Source organism: Haloarcula nitratireducens, from assembly GCF_019599505.1.
In genome coordinates this window covers 53,098-72,491 of sequence record NZ_RKLT01000008.1, presented here as the reverse complement: position 1 = coordinate 72,491, position 19,394 = coordinate 53,098, and the positions used below count along the sequence as shown (strand labels likewise).

General features: G+C 59.4%; 18 protein-coding genes and 1 pseudogene. 14 read left to right on the top strand and 5 right to left on the bottom strand.

All coding sequences use genetic code 11. The annotated features are described in order from the left end of the window. Positions 1-28 precede the first annotated feature (28 nt). The gene (locus EGH23_RS17015) at positions 29-475 is read left to right on the top strand and encodes a YHS domain-containing protein (protein WP_328766311.1); all 447 of its coding nucleotides are present in this window, start codon (positions 29-31) and stop codon (positions 473-475) included. Between the two features lie 4 nt (positions 476-479). Here EGH23_RS17015 and EGH23_RS17010 read toward each other — a convergent pair whose 3' ends face one another. Genes EGH23_RS17010 through EGH23_RS17000 form a run of 3 tightly spaced genes read right to left on the bottom strand, consistent with a single transcriptional unit; the run spans position 480 to position 2,069 of the window. Next, positions 480-1,412, bottom strand: coding sequence for an alpha/beta fold hydrolase (locus EGH23_RS17010; protein WP_220581177.1), 933 nt, complete (start codon positions 1,410-1,412; stop codon positions 480-482). A 27-nt stretch (positions 1,413-1,439) separates the two neighbouring features. Next, on the bottom strand, positions 1,440-1,715 hold the full coding sequence (locus EGH23_RS17005; protein ID WP_211087819.1) for a DUF7521 family protein: 276 nt from the start codon (positions 1,713-1,715) through the stop codon (positions 1,440-1,442). Positions 1,716-1,718: 3 nt separating this feature from the next. After that, positions 1,719-2,069 carry an ArsR/SmtB family transcription factor gene (locus EGH23_RS17000; protein WP_220581176.1) on the bottom strand — a complete coding sequence of 117 codons (351 nt, stop codon included), beginning with the start codon at positions 2,067-2,069 and terminating at the stop codon, positions 1,719-1,721. Positions 2,070-2,180: 111 nt separating this feature from the next. Here EGH23_RS17000 and EGH23_RS16995 point away from each other — a divergent pair, with 111 nt between their 5' ends. Next, on the top strand, positions 2,181-2,747 hold the full coding sequence (locus EGH23_RS16995; RefSeq protein ID WP_220581175.1) for a DoxX family protein: 567 nt from the start codon (positions 2,181-2,183) through the stop codon (positions 2,745-2,747). Between the two features lie 115 nt (positions 2,748-2,862). Continuing rightward, entirely contained in the window at positions 2,863-3,168 is a 306-nt protein-coding gene (locus EGH23_RS16990) for an SHOCT domain-containing protein (protein WP_236044897.1), read from the top strand. Between the two features lie 118 nt (positions 3,169-3,286). Here the strand turns inward: EGH23_RS16990 and EGH23_RS16985 are convergent. Beyond that, positions 3,287-3,565 (bottom strand): annotated as a pseudogene (locus tag EGH23_RS16985) (helix-turn-helix transcriptional regulator). Between the two features lie 127 nt (positions 3,566-3,692). Between EGH23_RS16985 and EGH23_RS16980 the strand changes: the two are divergent. Beyond that, a complete protein-coding gene (locus tag EGH23_RS16980) occupies positions 3,693-3,860 on the top strand; it encodes a DUF1931 domain-containing protein (protein ID WP_119712803.1) in 168 nt (55 codons plus the stop codon). Between the two features lie 80 nt (positions 3,861-3,940). Continuing rightward, positions 3,941-4,501 carry a TATA-box-binding protein gene (locus tag EGH23_RS16975; RefSeq protein ID WP_220581173.1) on the top strand — a complete coding sequence of 187 codons (561 nt, stop codon included), beginning with the start codon at positions 3,941-3,943 and terminating at the stop codon, positions 4,499-4,501. Between the two features lie 76 nt (positions 4,502-4,577). Here EGH23_RS16975 and EGH23_RS16970 read toward each other — a convergent pair whose 3' ends face one another. Beyond that, positions 4,578-5,270, bottom strand: coding sequence for an HNH endonuclease (locus EGH23_RS16970; RefSeq protein ID WP_144927670.1), 693 nt, complete (start codon positions 5,268-5,270; stop codon positions 4,578-4,580). A 443-nt stretch (positions 5,271-5,713) separates the two neighbouring features. Here EGH23_RS16970 and EGH23_RS16965 point away from each other — a divergent pair, with 443 nt between their 5' ends. The 9 genes from EGH23_RS16965 to EGH23_RS16925 all read left to right on the top strand — a co-directional run bounded on the left by EGH23_RS16965 (position 5,714) and on the right by EGH23_RS16925 (position 19,374). Next, on the top strand, positions 5,714-5,962 hold the full coding sequence (locus EGH23_RS16965; protein ID WP_049983715.1) for a hypothetical protein: 249 nt from the start codon (positions 5,714-5,716) through the stop codon (positions 5,960-5,962). Positions 5,963-5,968: 6 nt separating this feature from the next. Next, complete coding sequence (locus tag EGH23_RS16960; RefSeq protein ID WP_220581172.1) at positions 5,969-6,391, top strand: DUF7985 family protein; 423 nt, start codon at positions 5,969-5,971, stop codon at positions 6,389-6,391. A 28-nt stretch (positions 6,392-6,419) separates the two neighbouring features. Further along, positions 6,420-8,156 carry a DUF8186 domain-containing protein gene (locus tag EGH23_RS16955; RefSeq protein WP_220581171.1) on the top strand — a complete coding sequence of 579 codons (1,737 nt, stop codon included), beginning with the start codon at positions 6,420-6,422 and terminating at the stop codon, positions 8,154-8,156. Between the two features lie 3 nt (positions 8,157-8,159). Continuing rightward, complete coding sequence (locus EGH23_RS27230; protein ID WP_220581170.1) at positions 8,160-8,996, top strand: hypothetical protein; 837 nt, start codon at positions 8,160-8,162, stop codon at positions 8,994-8,996. A 2-nt stretch (positions 8,997-8,998) separates the two neighbouring features. After that, positions 8,999-10,114 carry a TrbL/VirB6 family protein gene (locus EGH23_RS16945; RefSeq protein WP_220581169.1) on the top strand — a complete coding sequence of 372 codons (1,116 nt, stop codon included), beginning with the start codon at positions 8,999-9,001 and terminating at the stop codon, positions 10,112-10,114. A 2-nt stretch (positions 10,115-10,116) separates the two neighbouring features. Next, the gene (locus EGH23_RS16940) at positions 10,117-11,238 is read left to right on the top strand and encodes a TraC-like domain-containing protein (RefSeq protein ID WP_220581168.1); all 1,122 of its coding nucleotides are present in this window, start codon (positions 10,117-10,119) and stop codon (positions 11,236-11,238) included. Continuing rightward, positions 11,231-13,438 carry a VirB4 family type IV secretion system protein gene (locus tag EGH23_RS16935; protein ID WP_220581167.1) on the top strand — a complete coding sequence of 736 codons (2,208 nt, stop codon included), beginning with the start codon at positions 11,231-11,233 and terminating at the stop codon, positions 13,436-13,438. Before EGH23_RS16940 ends, EGH23_RS16935 begins: the two co-directional genes overlap by 8 nt. Then, positions 13,404-17,723: a type IV secretory system conjugative DNA transfer family protein gene (locus EGH23_RS16930; protein ID WP_220581166.1), complete on the top strand. Its 4,320-nt coding sequence runs from the start codon at positions 13,404-13,406 to the stop codon at positions 17,721-17,723. Before EGH23_RS16935 ends, EGH23_RS16930 begins: the two co-directional genes overlap by 35 nt. Before the next feature lie 388 nt (positions 17,724-18,111). Next, positions 18,112-19,374, top strand: coding sequence for a phage NrS-1 polymerase family protein (locus tag EGH23_RS16925; protein ID WP_220581165.1), 1,263 nt, complete (start codon positions 18,112-18,114; stop codon positions 19,372-19,374). The last annotated feature ends 20 nt before the right edge of the window (positions 19,375-19,394 follow it).

The following is a 19,394-nucleotide window of genomic DNA, read 5'->3' as shown; positions in this document are numbered from 1 at the left end:
TCAGTCCGGCACGACCAGGTGACGTACTATCTCTGTAGCGAAGAATGTCGACAGCGCTTCGAGAAACAGCCCGCAGTATACACCGAGTAGGGAGCCTACGCACAGTAGCAAATGGCCGACTGACGTTTATGGAAGGGCGAGGCGTACTGCCAGTATACCAGTTGAGCCGGTCTGCGGTATGGAAGCCAGCGACTCAAGCGAAATCACCGCCGATTTCGAGGGGACGACGTTCTACTTCTGTTCGTCCGACTGTCGTGATTTCTTCGAAGAGCACCCGAAGCGATTCGTCGACGAGCCACGACCCCACCTCTGTGATGCGAGTGGCGTAATGGTACCGCGCTTGCACTACGGCCGCGCCGTCGGTGAGTTCAACCAGACGGTCGCCGACCCGGAATTGCTGAGCGTCGGTCTCGAGGACGATACCGACCTTCAGTTCGATCTCGAACGGGCGAATAAAGCTGCAGAACGATCGTGATTCCTTAGCGAACTTCGGATACTTCGCTACCGTTTTCGTCGACCGATTCTCGAACCGTCATTTCCAAATCCCGGTCCTCTCGAACCGTCTTGATGAGTGCTTCAAGCAGACTGTTATACGCATTCGGGCGCTCAATCATAGCGACGTGACCGGTACGCTGTAGCCTGCAGAAAACGCTCTCGGGAATCCGCCTCGCGGTTCCGCGTGCCCCCTCGATGGGAACAATACCGTCGGCTGGTCCGTGGATGACGAGCGTTGGGGCATCGACTCGCTCAATATCGGGGCGACCGTCGTACCCCCAGAAGGCCTCGGTGACAGTCGTCCACGCTGAGCGACGGTGGGGAAGTGGGTTCGATTGCAGGAAATCTTCGACAACGGCACATGACGTCCCTTCGTGGAAGCCTACGATGTAGGCTAACTGCCGTATGAGCGCGTCGTTCGCGGGAATCTTGTAGAGTTGGAGTGCGAGAAACAGTCGTAAGAGCGGTTTCTCCCACGTGGGTGTTAGGTCGTGGTCACCCCCAGCATGCAAAACGAGCCCGGCCGTCGGGTTGCGCTTCGCGTACTCGATTGCGAGGGCGGTACCATAACTGTGGCCGTGGACGATAGGGCACTCGATGTCGAGTTCATCGAGGAGATTCGCGAGATCGGAAACATGTCCCGAAAGGGTCTGCTCTTGGCGTGTGGTCGATTCTCCGTTGCCGGCGAGCGCGTACGTGACTAGTTTGTGGCTCCCTTTAAAAGCGCCAAGCTGTGGATACGGGTTCCGAAGTGACCCGAGACCACCGTGGACAAATACGATTGTTGGGTCTGGACCAGGAAGATGCAGTGTCTCCAGTGTGACTGATTCTGACACCTGAATGGGTGTCGATTCTGGGAGCGACTCTCGAACATCGTCGAACTTGACGTATCCCAGAGGGAAGTCAGATGAGGACATACCAAAACACTTTGTCGAGTGGGATATTCAGGGATTCGGCGCATAGAGCGCATACAGGATGGAAAGCATTCCCGCCGCCGCGACTAGTGCAGCCACGAGACCCGCCTGGAAGATCGATACCTGGAGCAGTTCGAATAGAACTCCTTCGAGGAGTCCACCGAGGCCAATTAGTGCGAACCCAAGGGCGACGTAGAGCATCAGCTGTGTTCCGTGGCGTTGGTAGCCGCGATAGGCTTGGTACGCGATAACCAGAGCCAACGCGGTCATGAACAACTTGGCGATGACGAATAATGTGTGTTCCATGAATCAGTCTCCCCGCATGTTTTCAAAGATGGAGGTGATCCGGTCCGCGGGATTCGGCCGGACATCGATCTGGATGTCAAACCCCTCGTCTTGGAGGAGGACTTCGATACGTTCGAGACGTGCCTCATACTCCCGATAGTGCCGACCAGCGGGATCGACGTGCGTGTACTCTTCGAGAAGTCCTTGCTCGACGAGTGTGTTGACGCGACGAGAGACGGTTGGGCGTGACATATCGCATTCCTCGCTGAGTTCTTTTGCAGAGAGTCGGTCCGTGTTCGTCGCCACGAGAATATCGCGAGCGTACTCGTCGTCGAGTGTGGCAAAGACGGCTGGTGGGCTCAACTCCTCAGTCACACTCGCATACTCGTCCTAGTGGGGTAAAATAGCCGCCCGGTTTTCTGACTCAGAACACTGGCTCACCGGTATATCGTCTCTCCCTGCCTACACTCACTCGGTGAAGTAACAATGTCTACGATTCCCTCTGGAGTCAACCAGCTAGAGAGCAAGGTCGGCGGACTGACCATCGGTGGTCGTGTCCACAGCCTGAGCGCCTGGTTCGTGCTCGCGCTACGGCTCATGATGGGCTACGCGTTTGCGTACTCGGGATTCACGAAGATCGTGGCCGCCGAGCCGTTCTCGGCGGGTGGCTATCTGGCGAACGTCGCGGCGACCAACGGCAACCCCCTCGCGGGTATGTTCGCGTGGATGGGGTCGACCCCGTGGTTCGTCGAGTTCGCGAACGTCGCTGTCCCGTGGGGCGAGCTGTTCATCGGTCTCGGACTGCTCGTCGGTGCCGTCGTCCGCCTCGCGGCGTTCTTCGGCGCGCTCATGATGCTCATGTTCTACTTCGGGAACTGGGACATCGCCCACGGCGTCATCAACGGTGACTTCGCGTACATGCTCGTGTTCCTCGCGGTTGCGGCGTTCGGTGCGGGCCGCATCCTCGGGCTCGACCAGTACATCGAACAGTACGAGGTCGGCGGCGAGGCGCTCGTCGAGCGCTACCCCGTCCTCGAGTACATCCTCGGCTAACCCACGCCGAACCATTTCAGGAGAGATACACATGACAAACTCAATTCAACCACGCGGTACTCGATCCCTCGGACTGATCGTCGTCGGTGCGCTGACGGTCGCGGTTATCGGGGGTATGGCCCTGACGCACGCAGCCGTCCCGGACGCGGTGATGTGGGATTGGCACTACGGAATGTGGGACGACGGACACATGACCGGCTGGGGACTATGGGGATGGGGGATGATGCTGTTCGGCCTCCTCTGGATGGCCCTCATCATCGGTCTTCCCATCTACCTCGTCTACTGGCTGGTGGCTCGATCTCAGACTGATGGACCCGCTGAGGATAGAGCGCTCGTGGCTCTCCGTGAGCAGTACGCCCGCGGTGAGATCGACGACGAAGAATTCGAACGCCGCCGTGGCCGCCTCACGGCGAATCGCTGACGTACGTCGCTCCCGAAGAGGAGAGCTACTACCGACATCATCCGAGATGGAAATCACGCCCATCGCGGATTTTCAGATGATTCATAGACAATGGGGTAGCTGATCTGTACGAGAGAACCTACGCAGGCGCAGACTCACCAATCTCGATGTACTGACGTTCCCACTCACGGCGGGCTTCGATTTCACGGCGGCCGCGCCGCGTGAGCGTCTAGACGTTCGTCCGTCGGTCTTTCTCGCCTTTCTTGACGAGCGTATCGAGATTCGGGTAAAGTCGCCCGTGATGGATCTCGTTCTGGTAGTAGTCTTCGAGTTCCTGCTTGATAGCGAGGCCGTGAGAATCTTAGAGGCCGGCGATAACGTACAGGAGGTCGCGCTGGAAGCCGGTCAGGTCGTACATCGTCCTGCTCACTGATACGAAGCGCTATCGCATACGTCTGTTCCCCCTCAGAGGGCAATACAACCCCACAGACACCGAATCAGATACCTGTATGTTTATACAGAGGACGGGAGAAATGTCGCTGCGTATGGCAGACCTGATCGTCAAATCAGCCGTGAAAGAAGCGCTCAACGACCACAACGTCTCGGCCGATTTCTACGACGCCCTCGACGAGGAAGTTGCTGACCTGCTCGACGACGCCGCGAAGCGGGCTGAGGCCAACGACCGGAAGACGGTCCAGCCTCGCGACCTCTAACGCGGCCAGCGCCAATACCCGGGGCGCATTCTCGATAGTGCGACCGGTCTTTAAGAGCGGCGTGTGAACTATGTAGTGATATGGGTACGCTCACAGAGTCGATTCAGGTCGAGAACGTGGTCGCATCGACCGGTATTGGCCAGGAACTCGATCTCGAAACCCTCGCAGACGACCTCCGGGCAACCAAGTACGACCCCGATCACTTCCCCGGCCTCGTCTATCGCATGCAGGACCCCAAGGCCGCGGCCCTCATCTTCCGCTCGGGGAAGATCGTCTGCACCGGCGCCAAAAGCGTCGCCGATGTTACGGCTGCGCTCGAACAGGTCTTCGACGAACTTCGGGGCGTGGGTATTCAGGTCGATGACTCACCTGAGATTGAGATTCAAAACATCGTCTCGAGTGCGGATCTCGACCACACACTCAATTTGAATGCGATTGCGATCGGCCTTGGTCTCGAGCACATCGAGTACGAACCAGAGCAGTTTCCTGGTCTCGTCTACCGGCTCGACGAGCCGTCTGTTGTCGCACTGCTGTTCGGGAGCGGGAAGCTCGTCATTACAGGTGGGAAACGGATTGAGGATGCCGAAAAAGCCCTCGAGGTGATCGAGGACCAGCTCACCGAGCTCGGCTTGCTCGAGTGAGCCTGAATCTGTTATCGATCGAGAACGGCAACTCGATAGTAGTTGGAGAAGATACTGCTTCACTTTTGCACTCATATCAGAGCTTGGTCATGGTTGGGTTGCTTCGTTTGAGCAGAGTGCCTCCGATAATGATGCCTGCCGGCAGCCAAAGAACGCCGGTCACGAGACCCGTCTTGACGAGCGGATAGCCGATTGCGTAGTACTGGATTCCGCCGAACAGGAGACCGGCACCGAGCGAACTTCCGGCCACTACCTTCGGGAGATGGTAACCGACGACAACAATCACGCCCATCACGCCACCCGCGATGAGAGTCTGCCATGTCATCGACATCGTCAGCAATTGAATGATTGCCCAGGAGTAGGCGAACCCGCCACCAACGGTTCCGAGGGCGAGGAGGGCAAGATACGCGAGAAGTCGAGGAACGAGCGGTGGACCGTTTCGATGCGGAGCGCTGCTCGATCGCCGGCTTTGCTGCGGTGTCTCGAACAGGTCATGCCCATGGAGTTCGGCATGACAGGGTTCACAGAGTGTCGTCAAGTTCGAAAGACGATTTGAGCCGCCTGCCGAATGCGGGACGATATGGTGGGCGTGGAGGCGAACACCATCGTCGCCGGCGTGAGGGCCGCTCTTGCGCCCACAATTCGTGCACGTCCAGTCATCGCGTTCGTAGACCGTCCGACGACGGGCGTCCCAATCCGGTGGATACTCACCCCCATACGCCGATGGGTCGTCCCATTGGGGATGGATGTCGTATCTGGCCGTGCCCATCAGTTTTACAATTGAGTGCTGCTGGATTATGAAATAGGTGGTGCCCGCAGGTACTCCGTTGGTGAGTGATGCTCTCGAGACTCATACAGAAATAACCGATTAACGGAATATTATTTTAACTGAATTGAGGTGCTGAGTTCTCTTCCTCAAGGAGCAACGCAGGGAGCGAAGTGACCGAATAGCGCAGTAGAGAGGGGGTACAGCACCGCACAGTTCTCGAACTGGATTGCCGCAGACGTTTCATGACATGGTTAACCAACACCGTAGATCGATGTGGCACCACTGTTGGTTAATACGGTCCTTGAGTGGTGAGTCTTCTGATCGGGATGGTAATCGAGTTCTATTCAGGATCTATCCCAGTAGCCAGAAAGTATTTACCTCACATACAACTACCACGTCAACGTGTACCACGGTTTAATCGGTGCATACCTGAACCCGCACACATGATTACACGGTCAGTCACCATCGAAGACATCGATGAGCTGTACCTGATGTGGAACGACCACATCAACGCCTCGGCCCTCTATCGCCGCGCCCTCCGCGAAGAGATGGCGGTTCGGGATGTCGATCCCGACGAGCTTCGAGACCTTTTCGAACGGGCCCGCGAACAGGGCTACAGCAAAGACGAAATCGTCGCCGAGACCAACCGCTACGCCGATCTCAAGACACTCGTCGACGACGCAGAGGAGTAACCCACTATGTCACAGGACACCACGCCCTCCGAAACGACTCCGAATCGCGCCGAAAGCCAGTCGACGGCAGCAAGTAGGCTCCCTAAGCAGGCGGGACTCGTCATCGTCTTCTTAAGCCTGTTCGCTGTGGAACCCGCCGCTGCACAGACGAACGCCGTCTGCAGTGCGGACAACCTCCCTGGTATGATCGAGGGCTTCTTCCAGCTCACCACGGCGCTGGGGATTGTTGGCCTCGCGGTCGTGTGGCAGGCCGATTCCCTTATCGAGATGTTCACGATCACGCCCGACCAGAAGAAGGGCCTCAAGCGCCACAAGCGCTCCGCGATGAAGTCTGCGGTCGTCCTTGTCGCCCTCGGGCCACTCTACACAGTCGCCGGATCGATGATGAACCTCCCGCTGGCGCAGTGCGTCGATCTCGCCCCCTGGTAGGCAGCTTCCCGTCCCTGCCGAAAGCCCCATGCAACACCGAGAGCTCACCGTGCTCATGGCCGCCCTGTTCGTGACGAGTTTAGTCACGGGTCTCGTCACTGCAAGCCCGCCACGGCCAGGTACGGAGGGGAATGGGCTCACTGAGAATGAATCCGCGACGCTGTGGTCTCGCGACGCGGACACCTACATCAGCCAGGAGGAGTACCAGCAGCGCTACGGCGAGAGCCGGACCGCGATGCACCAGCTCGCAAACGGGACGGACATCACGTTCACGCGCCCGCCGGCGACAGCTGCAACGTGGACGCGAAACGACTTCGCTGATCTCGAAGCCGGTGGGTCGGATACGTCCGTGCATCCGCGCCACGCGTCGCTCGAAGACGGGGTGTTCATCGAGGACGCCCACGCCACGGGGTTCGCAGTGCAGCCGTCGACGCGAGGTCACTTGGAGTCGGGTGAAACGCCGCTCTATATCGCGCCGAACGGCACGATGCGGGGGTTCGTTGACTATCGTGTTCGCGTCCCGAACGGAAGCTCTTCGGGGAACACGACGATCGAGTGGTCGCTCACGAGCAGCGAGGTCGAGGAGGTTCGATTGCAGAAGGACGGCGAAACCATCGTCGAGCGCGACGGCTCGCACACGCCGGCCCTCGACTACCAGATCGAGGATGACTGGAGTGCAAACCTCACGCTTGAAGCCGAGATCAGCGTCCGACTGAAGAAGACCACGCGAATCGACCGAGGCGACGAGACCGATGTCGAGGTCACGTACCGTACCGAATCGCTCAACGTCTCCGACTCGATCGCCGTCGAGATCTACGACCTCTCGGCGTACCCCTACTACGCCGAGTATCCCAATGGTGACGCCGGTGTTGCTATCTTCCAGTCCAGACCGTGGCAGGGGTACACGCTGACGGAGAATGGAAACGCACGAGTCCGTGGCGTCTGGCGGTTCTACACCGCTCGGAACACCAACTGGGGTACGCTCGTCAGGTCGAACCGGACCGACAGTTCCACCGTCGAGTCGGATGCGATTCCTGTCTATGTTCACGCGTACCCGTCGCGAATCGGCCCGCGTGCTGAACCAGTTCGCGATGGCCCAGAGATCATCGACACCTGGGGCACTGACCGACCGTCTCCCGTCGGCACGCTCGGCGAGAACATCAACATCGACATCGTCAACCAGTCGTACACGACGACGTACGGTGTTGCGGTTCGCGCGGAGAGCGTCGACCGCAACGCCCTCCAAGTAGCGGGGATCGTGCGGGGTGTGAACGCCTCGATTGTGGCACCTGACGCTGGTTCTGAACGGCAGCTCCGGCGCAGTAATCTGACTGTTGAGGTGCTCCAGCAGAACGAAAGCCAGGCCACACTCCGCATCGAGCTCCGAGACAACGAGACCGGCGCACCAATCGTGCTCAGCGATCCCGACCGACGATATCCAATCGGCGGGACCACTCGCAACGGGTACATCACCGTCGCGGAGCAACGCATCGAGACCAACGCCTCCGGGGTGGCGATCGTGACGATTGACGAGCCGGGGATCTACACGGCACGGTACCATCCGGGTTCGTGGCTCGGGCACAACCCCGCATATGTGAGTGCGACGGCTACTGCTCGCTGGCATCCGCTCGGCACCATCGACGGCTGGTTCGCGTTCATTTTCGAGGTGGGCTGGCAGCTCATCCCGTTCTTCGTGATGTTCTACGCTGGCAAGCGACTTCTCCGAATGCTCGGTCCAGAAGACATCTTCCAGCGAAACCCATAGCCCATGACTCAAAACCATCCACACATCAGTCGGCGAACCGCCCTCCGAACAGTCGCAGGTGCTGCGCTCGTAAGCGTCGCTGGCTGTCTGAACGACAATGGCGGCTCTGGGACGCCTGGTGACGGAACGACCTCTCCAGATGGCAACGGCCCACTCACGCGTATCGCTGTCGAGGGGACAACACTCGTCGTCGAACTCTCCGAAGAGGCCGACGTCGACCAAGTCAACCTCATCCAACCGAACGGCGAGCTATTCGGGAAGCGTGACGTAGCCGCGGGTGCTCAACAGGTCTCGTTCGAGATTGGCACCGCGTATGCGCCCGGTGAGTATCGCGTACTCGCGTTGAAAGGCGAGGAGACAGTAGTTGAGACCACGACTGAACTCCGTCCAGAGATGCAGATACAGGATGTCGGACTCTATCGGAATAACCCAGATAAGCCGTGGGACGAAGTCTATGGTGAGAGCGAGACAGACCGGATCAAGAATGGCGAGGCATTCGTCACGGTAGAGAACACAGGAAGCGGTCCGGAAGCGATAACTGAACTAATCTTCTCCGGGGACGTTCCCAATCCAATTGAGAACCCCAGAGGCAGTGGAATGCACGAAACCGACCGGGTAGTAGTCTCCCCTGGCGAGACGGCCGACCTGTTCAGTAATTCGTTCCCGTTCGGTTCTGAGAGTGAGGACGGAATGGGGTGTTCCCCAGATGGTAACAGCGGGCAGTTCACGGTTATCGTCGAGACTCAAGTCAGTGGCAATCGGGTCACGAGTACCTACGATGTCCAGTATTCCGGGTCTGACGAGATGACTGACTGTGAGGTCACGATCACGGAGGCCTGACGATGGTTGATCTCATTGACGTCGTCCTTGAGGGTATCAAAGGCGTCGTTGATTGGTTCATCGGGCTGTTCATGGACGGTCTCAGGTCGGGGTATGAGACTCTGACTGAGGGGATGTTCGGAACCCCGACCCCAGAGACGAACGGAGCATTTGTCTTCGGTGAACCAACCAACGCACCCTGGCCAGCGATTCACGATGCTCTCATCGGCGGCGAAATCATGCTGATTGCCCTTTTGCTCCTTGTAATGAGTGTTCAGGGCCGTCACACGGTTCGGATCTTCAATATTGGAAGTACCTACGAAGCCCGAAAAACGAAGAAGACGGCCTGGGTCGGGGCCTTTCTAATCATTACGTGGTATTGGGTTGGAACTCTTACGCTCTACCTCGTCGACGGGTTCACCATTGCACTGATGCCGGAGCTTTCCTCCGTAGCCTCGGCAATGCTTCAGTTCTTGGGTGCAGCCATCACAAACCCAGGGCTGGGGCTATTGTTCGCCGTGATTGGTGGAATCTCAATGTGGGCGTTGGAGGCGCTGTTCTACATCCGGATGATCCTGCTGTATGTCTACCTGTACGGAATGCCGATTGCATTTGCACTAGCCTACGGAAATATTCCGGTCGTATCCGATATCGCAATGGGATTCTGCAAACGGTTTGTCCCGTTGGCTGTCCTCCCGCTTCCCGCAGCGATGGTCCTCAAGGGATACGACTTGATCTACAGCGGTGGGACGCTCACACCAGGAACAGCGTTCCTCAAATATCTCGTTGCTGCGTCCCTCCCGCTGGTCGCCCTTTACATCACGTGGAAGACGTTCAAATACGCGACTCCGCTGACGGCCAAAGTCGTCGGCGGTGCGACGAAAGGCGCAGCACTCGTCGGCGGTGTCGCCGCTGGAGCCTACGTCGGTGGCGCCGGCGTCGCGACGACCGCCGCTCGGTGGGGGCCGAAAGCCGCCGCTGGCCACGCTGTCGCCCAAAAAGCGGCTGCCCGCGGTGGGCATGGAGGAGACGATGGCGGGACGCCATCGTACCGTCGAACAGAGAATGACCCTGGTGGAGCGACAGCGGAATCGGCGAGTGACGACCATGGGATGGAGTTTGATCGAGGAATCCACTAACAATGTCAGCAGATCAAGACGCGGCCGCACGGCGCATCATGGATCAGTTCGGCGAGGAGAGTCGCATCCCGTATCTCAATATCGAGGAAGGAGACGTTGGCATGCTCATCGCCTTCCCCATTATTGGGCTGTTTATCGCGGGGCTCACCGGGATCGAGTCGCTTGCCCTCCCGTTCGTCGCTGGCGGGCTTAGCTTTGGCGTCGCCGTCATCTACGTCTCACCAACCCACCTGAACGCCTGGACGTGGACCAAAGACGTCTATCGGTACCTCAAGCGACCTCAGATCACGTTCAGTGCGCCCGCCGACGCCGACACGAGTACCAACGAGACAGAGCGGAACGAAGGCGGACTCGCGAACTACACGCCGTTCAAGCCGGACGAGCGGACACAGGACCTCACGAACATCAAGCGGGCGTGGCCGGGCGCTGGTGCCATCCAGCGTGAAGACGGCGCGATGGAGGCGTTCATCGAGATCGATCCGGCCAACATGGACTTCGCGATGTCCGACGACTGGGCGCAGCTCCAGGACGCTGGCGAAGAGTTCGCCAACAAAGAGCTGGACTCGAAGCTCAAACTCCACGCCACAACCCGTTCCTTCCCGGTCGAGCAGATCACCGAGACCATCGAGGATCGACTCACTGACGAAGACGTCACGGAGAACCCGATTTTCCGGGAACTCCTCGAAGAGTACCGGGAGACACGGCCGAAGGAGATGCGTGACCGGGGCATCCAGCAGGTCCGGTACTACATCGGCGTTGAAGTTAGCCCGATAGAGGTCTACGACCGCTTCCGCGACGAGGGCACCCCCGCCGAGAAGCTGACCCAGTTCCCGGTCATCGGCTTCCTGTTCAACCCGTTCGTCACCCGCCGCGAGGACCTTACCGACGTCGAACGTCGTGCGCAGATGTTCGAGAAGCTCGACAGTCGCGTCAACGACGTGCGATCCGAGTTCATCCAGCAGGCGTCGGGGTGGTCCGCACGTCGACTCAGCACGGTCGAGCTGTTCGTTCTGAATATGGACTTTTGGAACGGCCGCGAACACGACTACGACGAGGCAGAACGTGCCGTTCGCGACCAATCGATCATCGGCCACTCACGCCGGGAGGACCCACACGATGCGTAACGTGATCCTCCAGGCAAGTGGTGACGCGCTTGGCCCCGTCGCCGAGTGGTTCCAGAACCTGACACCAGCAGAGGGTGCAGTACTTGCCCTTGTGGTGGGTCTCGGCCTTGGCGTCGGCAGTAAGTACCTCTGGGACCGCTTCACTGCGGATGATGAACCAGACGTGGACTTTACCGATGTCCTCGACGAGGAGACACTCGAAGAAGGCGAGGCCGAACGCAAGCTCCTCGACGACATCTCCGAGTCGCACAAGACCGTCACCGCGCCCGGAGCTGTCGAGTGGGAAACGCGCGCCGCACGGGTCGGCGAGCAGTGGACGACGACGCTGTATATCGCTAACTATGCCGACTATCCCAACGACGGGTATCTGAGCGACCTCTTCGAGATGACCGACGTCCAGTTCGATCTGACGGCCCACATCACGCCGAAAAATCAGGAGCGGGCCCGGAACGAACTGCAAGACATCGCGGACGACCTCCAGGTCGATGCTGACCTCGAACAGAGTATCCGGAGCGCCTATCTCCAAGAGCGCGCCAACGAGGCCGCAGCGACGTACAAGGCCGTCGAGAACGGCGCGAACGTCTTCGACCAGGGGATGTTCATCACGGTCCGGGCCGACGAGAAAGACGACCTCAGAGACGCTGTCCAGAAGGTCAAGAGTGCGCTTCGCGACGACCCGGCGAACCTCACGCCGAAGACCGCAATCTGTCGGCAGGACCTCGCCCTTCAGTCCGCCGCGCCCATCGGCGACAACGAGTTCGGCCGGACATCGATTGCGCTCGGTGGCGCCGTCGGTGCGTTACTCTCCTCGCCGCACAACGCGACGATCCTCGAGGAGGGCGGCGTCGAGTTCGGGATTCACAAGGACAACCAGAGCCCCGTGGTCATCGACCCGTTCGCCCGAGATAACGGGTACGCGATGTTCACCGTCGGCGACACGGGTTCGGGGAAGTCGTTCAGCTCCAAGCAGAACTTCATCCGCTCCATCGAGCAGAGCAAGGACCGTATCGGCATCATCCTCGAGCCGTTGAACAACTGGGCGGGGGTCTCAGAGGCGCTCGACGCCAAGCGAATCACCGTCGGTGGGACGCTCGGGCTGAATCCGCTGGAAATTCGAGAGACGCCCGAGCACGTCCAGCGGGCGATGGGCGAGGACGCGAGCCCGTTCAACGAGAAGCTCGACGACGCGATGAGCTTCCTCACGAACTTCTTCGCCCTCCGGGGCATCTCACTGGGAGATCGGCGCACCACGCTCGAACTCGCCCTCAAACGTGCCTACCAGCGGAAGGGTATCACCGACGACATCTCTACGCACAGCAATCCGAGTCCGACCATCCGCGATATGATGGACGTCTTCGAGGACATGGTCGACGACCCTGAGGAGTTCGTCGTTCGATCCGACGAAGAGGCAGGGAAGATCAAAGAGGACGCGACGTGGCTGCTCGATCAGCTCCGCCCCTTCGAAGACGACGGTCGCCACGCGAATCTCGGCCAGGAGTCCGACTTCGACATTCGGGACGAGAAGGTCATCTACCTCGACCTCGCTCAGCAGGAGGGTAGCGTTGACAGCAGCACAGCACTGACGATGCAGTTGCTGATCTCGCTGGTGTACGAGCGGGCGAAGGTCTCGGACAAAGAAGTCGTGTTCTACATCGACGAGGCGCGCTACATCATGCAGGACGCCGCGAGCCTGGCGTTCCTCGAAACGGTGTTCCGGCATCACCGCCACCACGACCTCTCGATCCGGCTGGTCACCCAGACCGTCGACGAGTTCTTCGAGCACGCCGAGAGCGAGGCAATTCTCGACCAGTGTGCGGTCAAGCAGTTCCACCGCCTCGACGGGATGGACAAGGAGTGGGCCGACGAGTTCGGCCTGAACTACGCACAGATGCGGTTCGTCCAAGACGCCGTACCCGGCAACGAGGACGCCGGCTTCTCCGAGGCACTCGTGGGCGTCGACGGCGAGTGGCGCGGCATCCAGGTCAAAGCGATGCCCAAGGAGAAGCAGGTCATCGACTTCGAGCCAACCGAGCAACGGCGAGACTCACTCCCCGGAACTGGCGAGAATGCTGTAGACGCGGACGTACAGGCGTTCCAAGACGATATTGAAAGCCGAGCGACCGACAACGGACACCACACACCTGAGCGGACGCCAACAGAGACTGATGGCGGTGAAACGGGAGGTGACGACGATGCGTGAGTACCTTCGCGTGACGCCAACCTCCGAACGACTCAATCCGGAGCGTCTGCCGCAGGCACTGGAGAGCCTCCACAAACTGACCTCAACGGACTCGACAGGGCTAGCTGACAAACTCAATCCGCTACATAGCGACACACCGCTACGCTTCGAATTCCTCGCGCTGAGCGAGGGGAAAGATGACCCCGTCGAATTCTACTACGGTGCCGACGACCATCTGGATACCCTGGAGAAACGGCTCCGGTCGATCTATCCCGAGACGTTCGACATCGAGCGTACCGAGGTCGACGTCGCATCCCGACTCGTACAGCCTGTCGAATTCGACCGCGAGACATTCGTCGAGCACTATGAGTCGGGCGAGCTCACGTACGAGTTCGGCCCTGACGAGCACTACGAGCTCGAGACTGATGACGACAGTCAAGCGGAACTAACGGAAGCTGAATCAGCTGCAGATGGAGGGACGGTCACCGACCTGTCTGCCGACCACGTCATCGAAGCTGGGGATACTGCCCTCGAACTCGCTCCACCAGATGCGATTCTCGAGGATGAGCCACTCACGGCGCTAGCGAAACCAACGATGACGTCAGAGGGAACGATACTCGCCCGGCCAGCGACCGATACCGTCTCCCCACTCGGCGTGCGGTGGCAGGGCTCGGCGACCCGAAAGCAGGACTGGATGACCTCACTCTCGCCATTCACTGCCGACGACGTCGACGATAGCCCCGACGCTGTCGACCAGCCTGGCGGTGCGCTCGCATCACTCGTCGATGACTTGACGGAGGCGAGTGCGCCAATCGCGTTCCAGGTCGTCTTCCAGCAGCGAGATAGCTGGCAGGGCGATGCCGAACTTCGCAAGGAAGACATCATCGATGGCCGGGATACCTGGGCTCAGCGAGTTTTCGGGTCACTCTTCCAGTTTGACGACGAATCTGACCACCGAAGCCGGGAGGAGTTGAGTGGCCCACAAGCAAAACGCGTCGGGGCCATCGAGGCCAAAAACCCAAAGCGCTCGTTCACCGCGAATATTCGAGCACTCAGCGTTCCATCCAGTGACGGCGAGCGTGAAGCGCTCGACAAGCACCTGCAGTCACTCGCGCCAGTTTTCGATCCACTCGACGGGCCGTATTACGAGGTGGAGGCCGAACGGATACGCGACAGCGGCTTCCGGGCAGCCACGAAAGAACGGAATGCACGAGCGGCGCTGCAGCGGCTCTTAGATCGTGAGATCACAACCGGACGTGGGAAGACCCGACCGGAGTTCGTGCTGAGTGGCCGAGAGCTCGCGAATTTCGTACTCGTGCCCTCCTCGGAACAGCTGACTGTCGAGGGGGCACGTGGGACGCGTGCGGAACAGCAGAGTCGGAATCCATTGCCACGCCCCCACCAGGACCTCATGAGTGAATTCCGCGACGGGATGGCAATCGGGTATGCCCTCGACGACACCGGCGAGGCCGAAGACGAGCCGACACAGATTCCGCCCCGACTGCTGCCCACACATTACGGCCGGTTCGGAACAACCGGCTCTGGGAAGTCGAAAGCCCTGATCAACGATATGCTGTCGTTGTACGACAACACCGAGGGGCCGACGATCCTCATCATCCCGAAGAACGACGATATGGCCCAGAATTACATGCGGGCTCACGCGCGTCGGTTCGGAATGACCGACCTCGAAGAGAACGTCGTCCACTTCCCGATCCCGGACGTCCTCCCAGGGTTCTCGTTTTTCGATCTCGAACCGTCGATGGAGAGCGGACGGCGCCGCGAAGACGCCGTCCAACGGAAGGCCGACCACTACGAAGAGATTTTGAAGCTCGTGATAGGAACCGACCGCTACGAGCGGGCGACTGTGGCCCCTACTCTCATCAAGACACTCATCAAGGCACTGTTCGACGAAGAATACGGCCGTGAGAACGGGCTATACCGAGCGTCGACGGACTACTTCGCCCACCGACAGCTCGAACACGTCGTCGACCAGCTCTGGGAGGCCGGGCCACCGAACGAAAACATCGGCGACGCTCCACGGTCGAGCGACGAGGAAGTCACGCGGACGATTCGACGGCAGCTCCAGTTAGATCCGAACACCTTCGCGAACGTGATGGGCGGTGTCGGAAACCGGCTTGCGTACATTTCACAGGATACGCACCTGCGGCAGATTTTCAATAATACCGAGAACCAGTTCGACTTTCGGGATGTTCTCGACGAGGATACGGTCATCCTCTTCGACCTCGGCGACCTCCGCGACGACGCTGCCCGGATAATGACCGGTGTGATCCTGACCAATCTCGATGCAGCCCTCAAAGATCGCAAACAGGCGCTCTCCCAGCACCCGGACGACTACGTCGTGAACTTGCTCGTCGACGAGGCAGCGTCGGTCGTGGTCTCCGACATCATGAACGATCTCCTCGAGAAAGGCCGGGGATTCCGGCTCTCTGTTGGCCTGTCGATGCAGTTCCCCGAACAGATGGAGACCGAAGGCGGGCGGAAAATCTACCTGAACGCCCTGAACAACATCGGCAGTTCGCTCATCGGGAAAATCAACGTCGACCGAGAACTGGCGCGAGCGATGGCCCACGAAGAGATGGACCCTGCAGATTTCGCCAATCGAATTCGTTCGTTGCCGCGCGGAGAGTGGATCGCCAGCCTGCCAAGCCCGACGTTCGGTGAAACGGGGCCGTACCCGTTCAGTCTCGAACCACTCCCGATTCCACCGGGCCACCCCGAGAGTGAATCCCCGCTCACTGAGCGTGAAGAGGAGCAGTTCACTGAGACGCTCTCCTCGATGCACGAGGACATCAGCGACGAACACGGCGTGCCGGCTGCAACAGACGCCTCAACAACGAGAACACCGACCGACGTACACGAGGTCCTCGATATCGGGAGTGACGACCTGGACGTCGCGATTGCGAAGGTGGTTCGGAGTCTGCAGCTTCGAGAGGGCTGCCGCGAGGAGAACGGCTGGGTGGCCGTTGAAGCAGTTGACGACGAACTCAGACGACTCTTTGACGACGTCGAGCCGCCATCGTATGATGCACTCGCGGACATCCGAGAACGATCACGATACCTCGATACGACCGTCGATATCGACGCTGACGAGCTCCGCATCCGGCTCACTGAAGCCGGAGAGGATGTCTCGACACCCGAGACTGGTAGCGTGCAGGCCGCTGGTGGGAGTGCCCACGACGCAGCACTTCTCCAGATCGAAGAAGAGCTCACCGCACTCGGCTTCACCGTCTCGATCCTCGCACAGGATGGCAGCGAGAAACCTGACGCGAGGGCGAGTCACCCCGACGTTGACGACCGCTTCGCCATCGAGGTCGAGACGACGACGCCCGAGAATCCCGCAAAGGTGCTCACGAACCTCCGGAAGGCCCAAGAAGCAGGGGATATCCCGCTGTTTGTCGTTCGCCCAGGAAACGACGAAACTGAGTGGGCCGAGCGTGTCGACGGCATTCTCACGCCACCCGTCCGTACCCTCCAGAATGGTGAGACACGGTTCTACACGACTGACTCGAATCTCACGTTCAACGGCGGAGCGACCGAAGAAGGTGGAGTGACGGCCGTGCGACCGGCGACCGACGACGAGAACGGGACCCAGAACATCTGGCAGCGTGATGGCGACGAGATCGTCCTTCATGATACCAGCGGGACGGAACACATCCGCCTCCCATCGCTTGGAAAACTCTCGAAAGATCGTGTTCCGGCCATCTACAGCTACGATCACGCTGCCGACGAGTACATCGTATACGAGCACGGTGAGCAACACATCTACGAGACGAAATCGGCGTTCGAGGACGACTGGGTACGTGTCAAGAAGCCATTCATCCCCGAAGCCGAACTCCAGACACCCGATTATAGCCCCACGTCGTACGCTATCGTCATTCTCCCTGAGGAAGGCAATCCGGTCGTGTACGATACTGACGGTACGTACTCAATGGACACCATACTCGATACCGTCACCACAAGTGAGGGCGAAGAAACGGCGGGACAACAGGCTGACCATATCCAACAGGCGCCTCAGCCATTGATTGACGATATTGCTGATGATCCAGAGGCGGTTGTTGAGCGATTCGCAGAGACACACCTCGTCGAAGACCCGCAAAGCAGAGTATCCGCCGGAGAGGTCTACGAAATCTACGAACAGTGGGCTGAAGCTCACGGGATTGATACAGATAGCAAACCCTGGTTCGGTCGTCGCCTCGGGAACTATGTCACGTTCGAGCGGGACACAGACAGTGAGAACGGCGACTCTGTTCGATACTACGAGGGGCTTGCACTCAAATCAGAATAGAGTTGGAGGTGAATACAATGCAATCCATACTCAGCGCCAAATATATCGTAAATAGAAATTCAAGTTTGCATAACGGGGAATGCTTCTCGCGTTACGAGAATATCGAGGCATATCGTCTCTACAGAACCGAAATCAACAGACGGCGAGGTGTTACGGCAATCAACCGAAATGCCGTAACACAAGCATTCTGGAGAGATTTTGCCGTATGCACGTCTCTGGTGTCTCAAGCCCAGAATTTCGGGGAGTTGGATGATCTGTTACGGCAAAAACCAACTAGTATAGAACGGGGGGTCCCCGTTGGGACCAAGGGATTGGATCGAGACATAGAGCAGGGAGAGTTCTGTTCTGGCTCAGAGCCAGTGAGAGCCATGCGAGGTGCTACGTGAGGATGAATGACCCTATCGTCAACGAGCCGGAGGCGATTCCGGAGACGTTACGCGAACGCGACCAGTGGGTGTGCTGGCGGGAAGAGGACCGGGACGGCAAGCCGACGAAGATCCCAGTGACGCCAGGGGCTGGGGGGTTCGCGTCATCAACAGAGTCGGAGACCTGGGCGAGTTTCGAAGCAGCACTTGACTACACCGAGACAGAGCACGCCGATGGCATCGGGTTCGTGTTTACTGACGACGATCCCATCGTCGGCGTGGATCTGGACGACTGCCGCGATCCTGAAGCCGGCGACGTCGACGACGTGGCGCTGGACATCATCGCACGACTCGACTCCTATACGGAGGTGTCACCGTCCGGTACCGGCTATCACGTCCTGATCACCGGCGAACTTCCCGACGGGCGGAATCGGCGCGGGAGCGTCGAACTGTACGACACGGCACGTTTTTTCACCGTTACTGGCGACCACGTCGGCCGGACACCCACTCGCGTTGCACGCCGGCAGGACGCGCTCACAGCGATTCACCGTGAGTACGTTCAGGACACCGAGCGTGACACGGCCCCCGAGTCCAAGCAGTATGAGGGCGCTGACGACGAGTCACCGACGACCGGTGCAGCCGCCGTTGACGTCGACCTCGAAGACGGGGACCTCCTCGAGAAAGCGCGAAACGCATCGAACGGCGAGAAGTTCGAGCGGCTCTGGAACGGGAATACGGTCGGCTACGACAGTCAGTCCGAGGCCGACATGGCGCTGTGTTGTTTGCTGGCGTTCTGGACTGGCGGCGACCAGACGCAGATGGATCACCTGTTCCGCCAGTCAGGATTGCTTCGGGAGAAGTGGGACGAGGTCCACTACGCTGATGGGTCGACGTACGGGGAGAAAACCATCGAGCGAGCGATTGCGACTACTTCGGAGTTCTACGACCCGGACGCCGGCGACGACGCCGCAGATTCCCACGACGCACCTGGCGGGGTCACTGCTGGCGGTACTCCTGACGACGCAGACCGGAGTCGTGCGTATCTGGCGGAGAAAAACCGACTGTTGAGCGAGCGCGTCGACGAACTCGAGGCAACACTCGAACAGAAGACGGAGCGGATCGAGACTCTTGAAGCAAAGGTCGAGCGGCTCACCGACGAACTCGCAACCCGTGACCGGGAGACTGCGCAGTCTCACGAGGAAGACTCCGGTACTGCGAGAGAGACCGATGACGATTCAGAATCACCCTCTATGTTGAGTCGATTCTTCGGTGGCCAGTCCGAGTAGTAGCGCCGCGTCACCTTTAT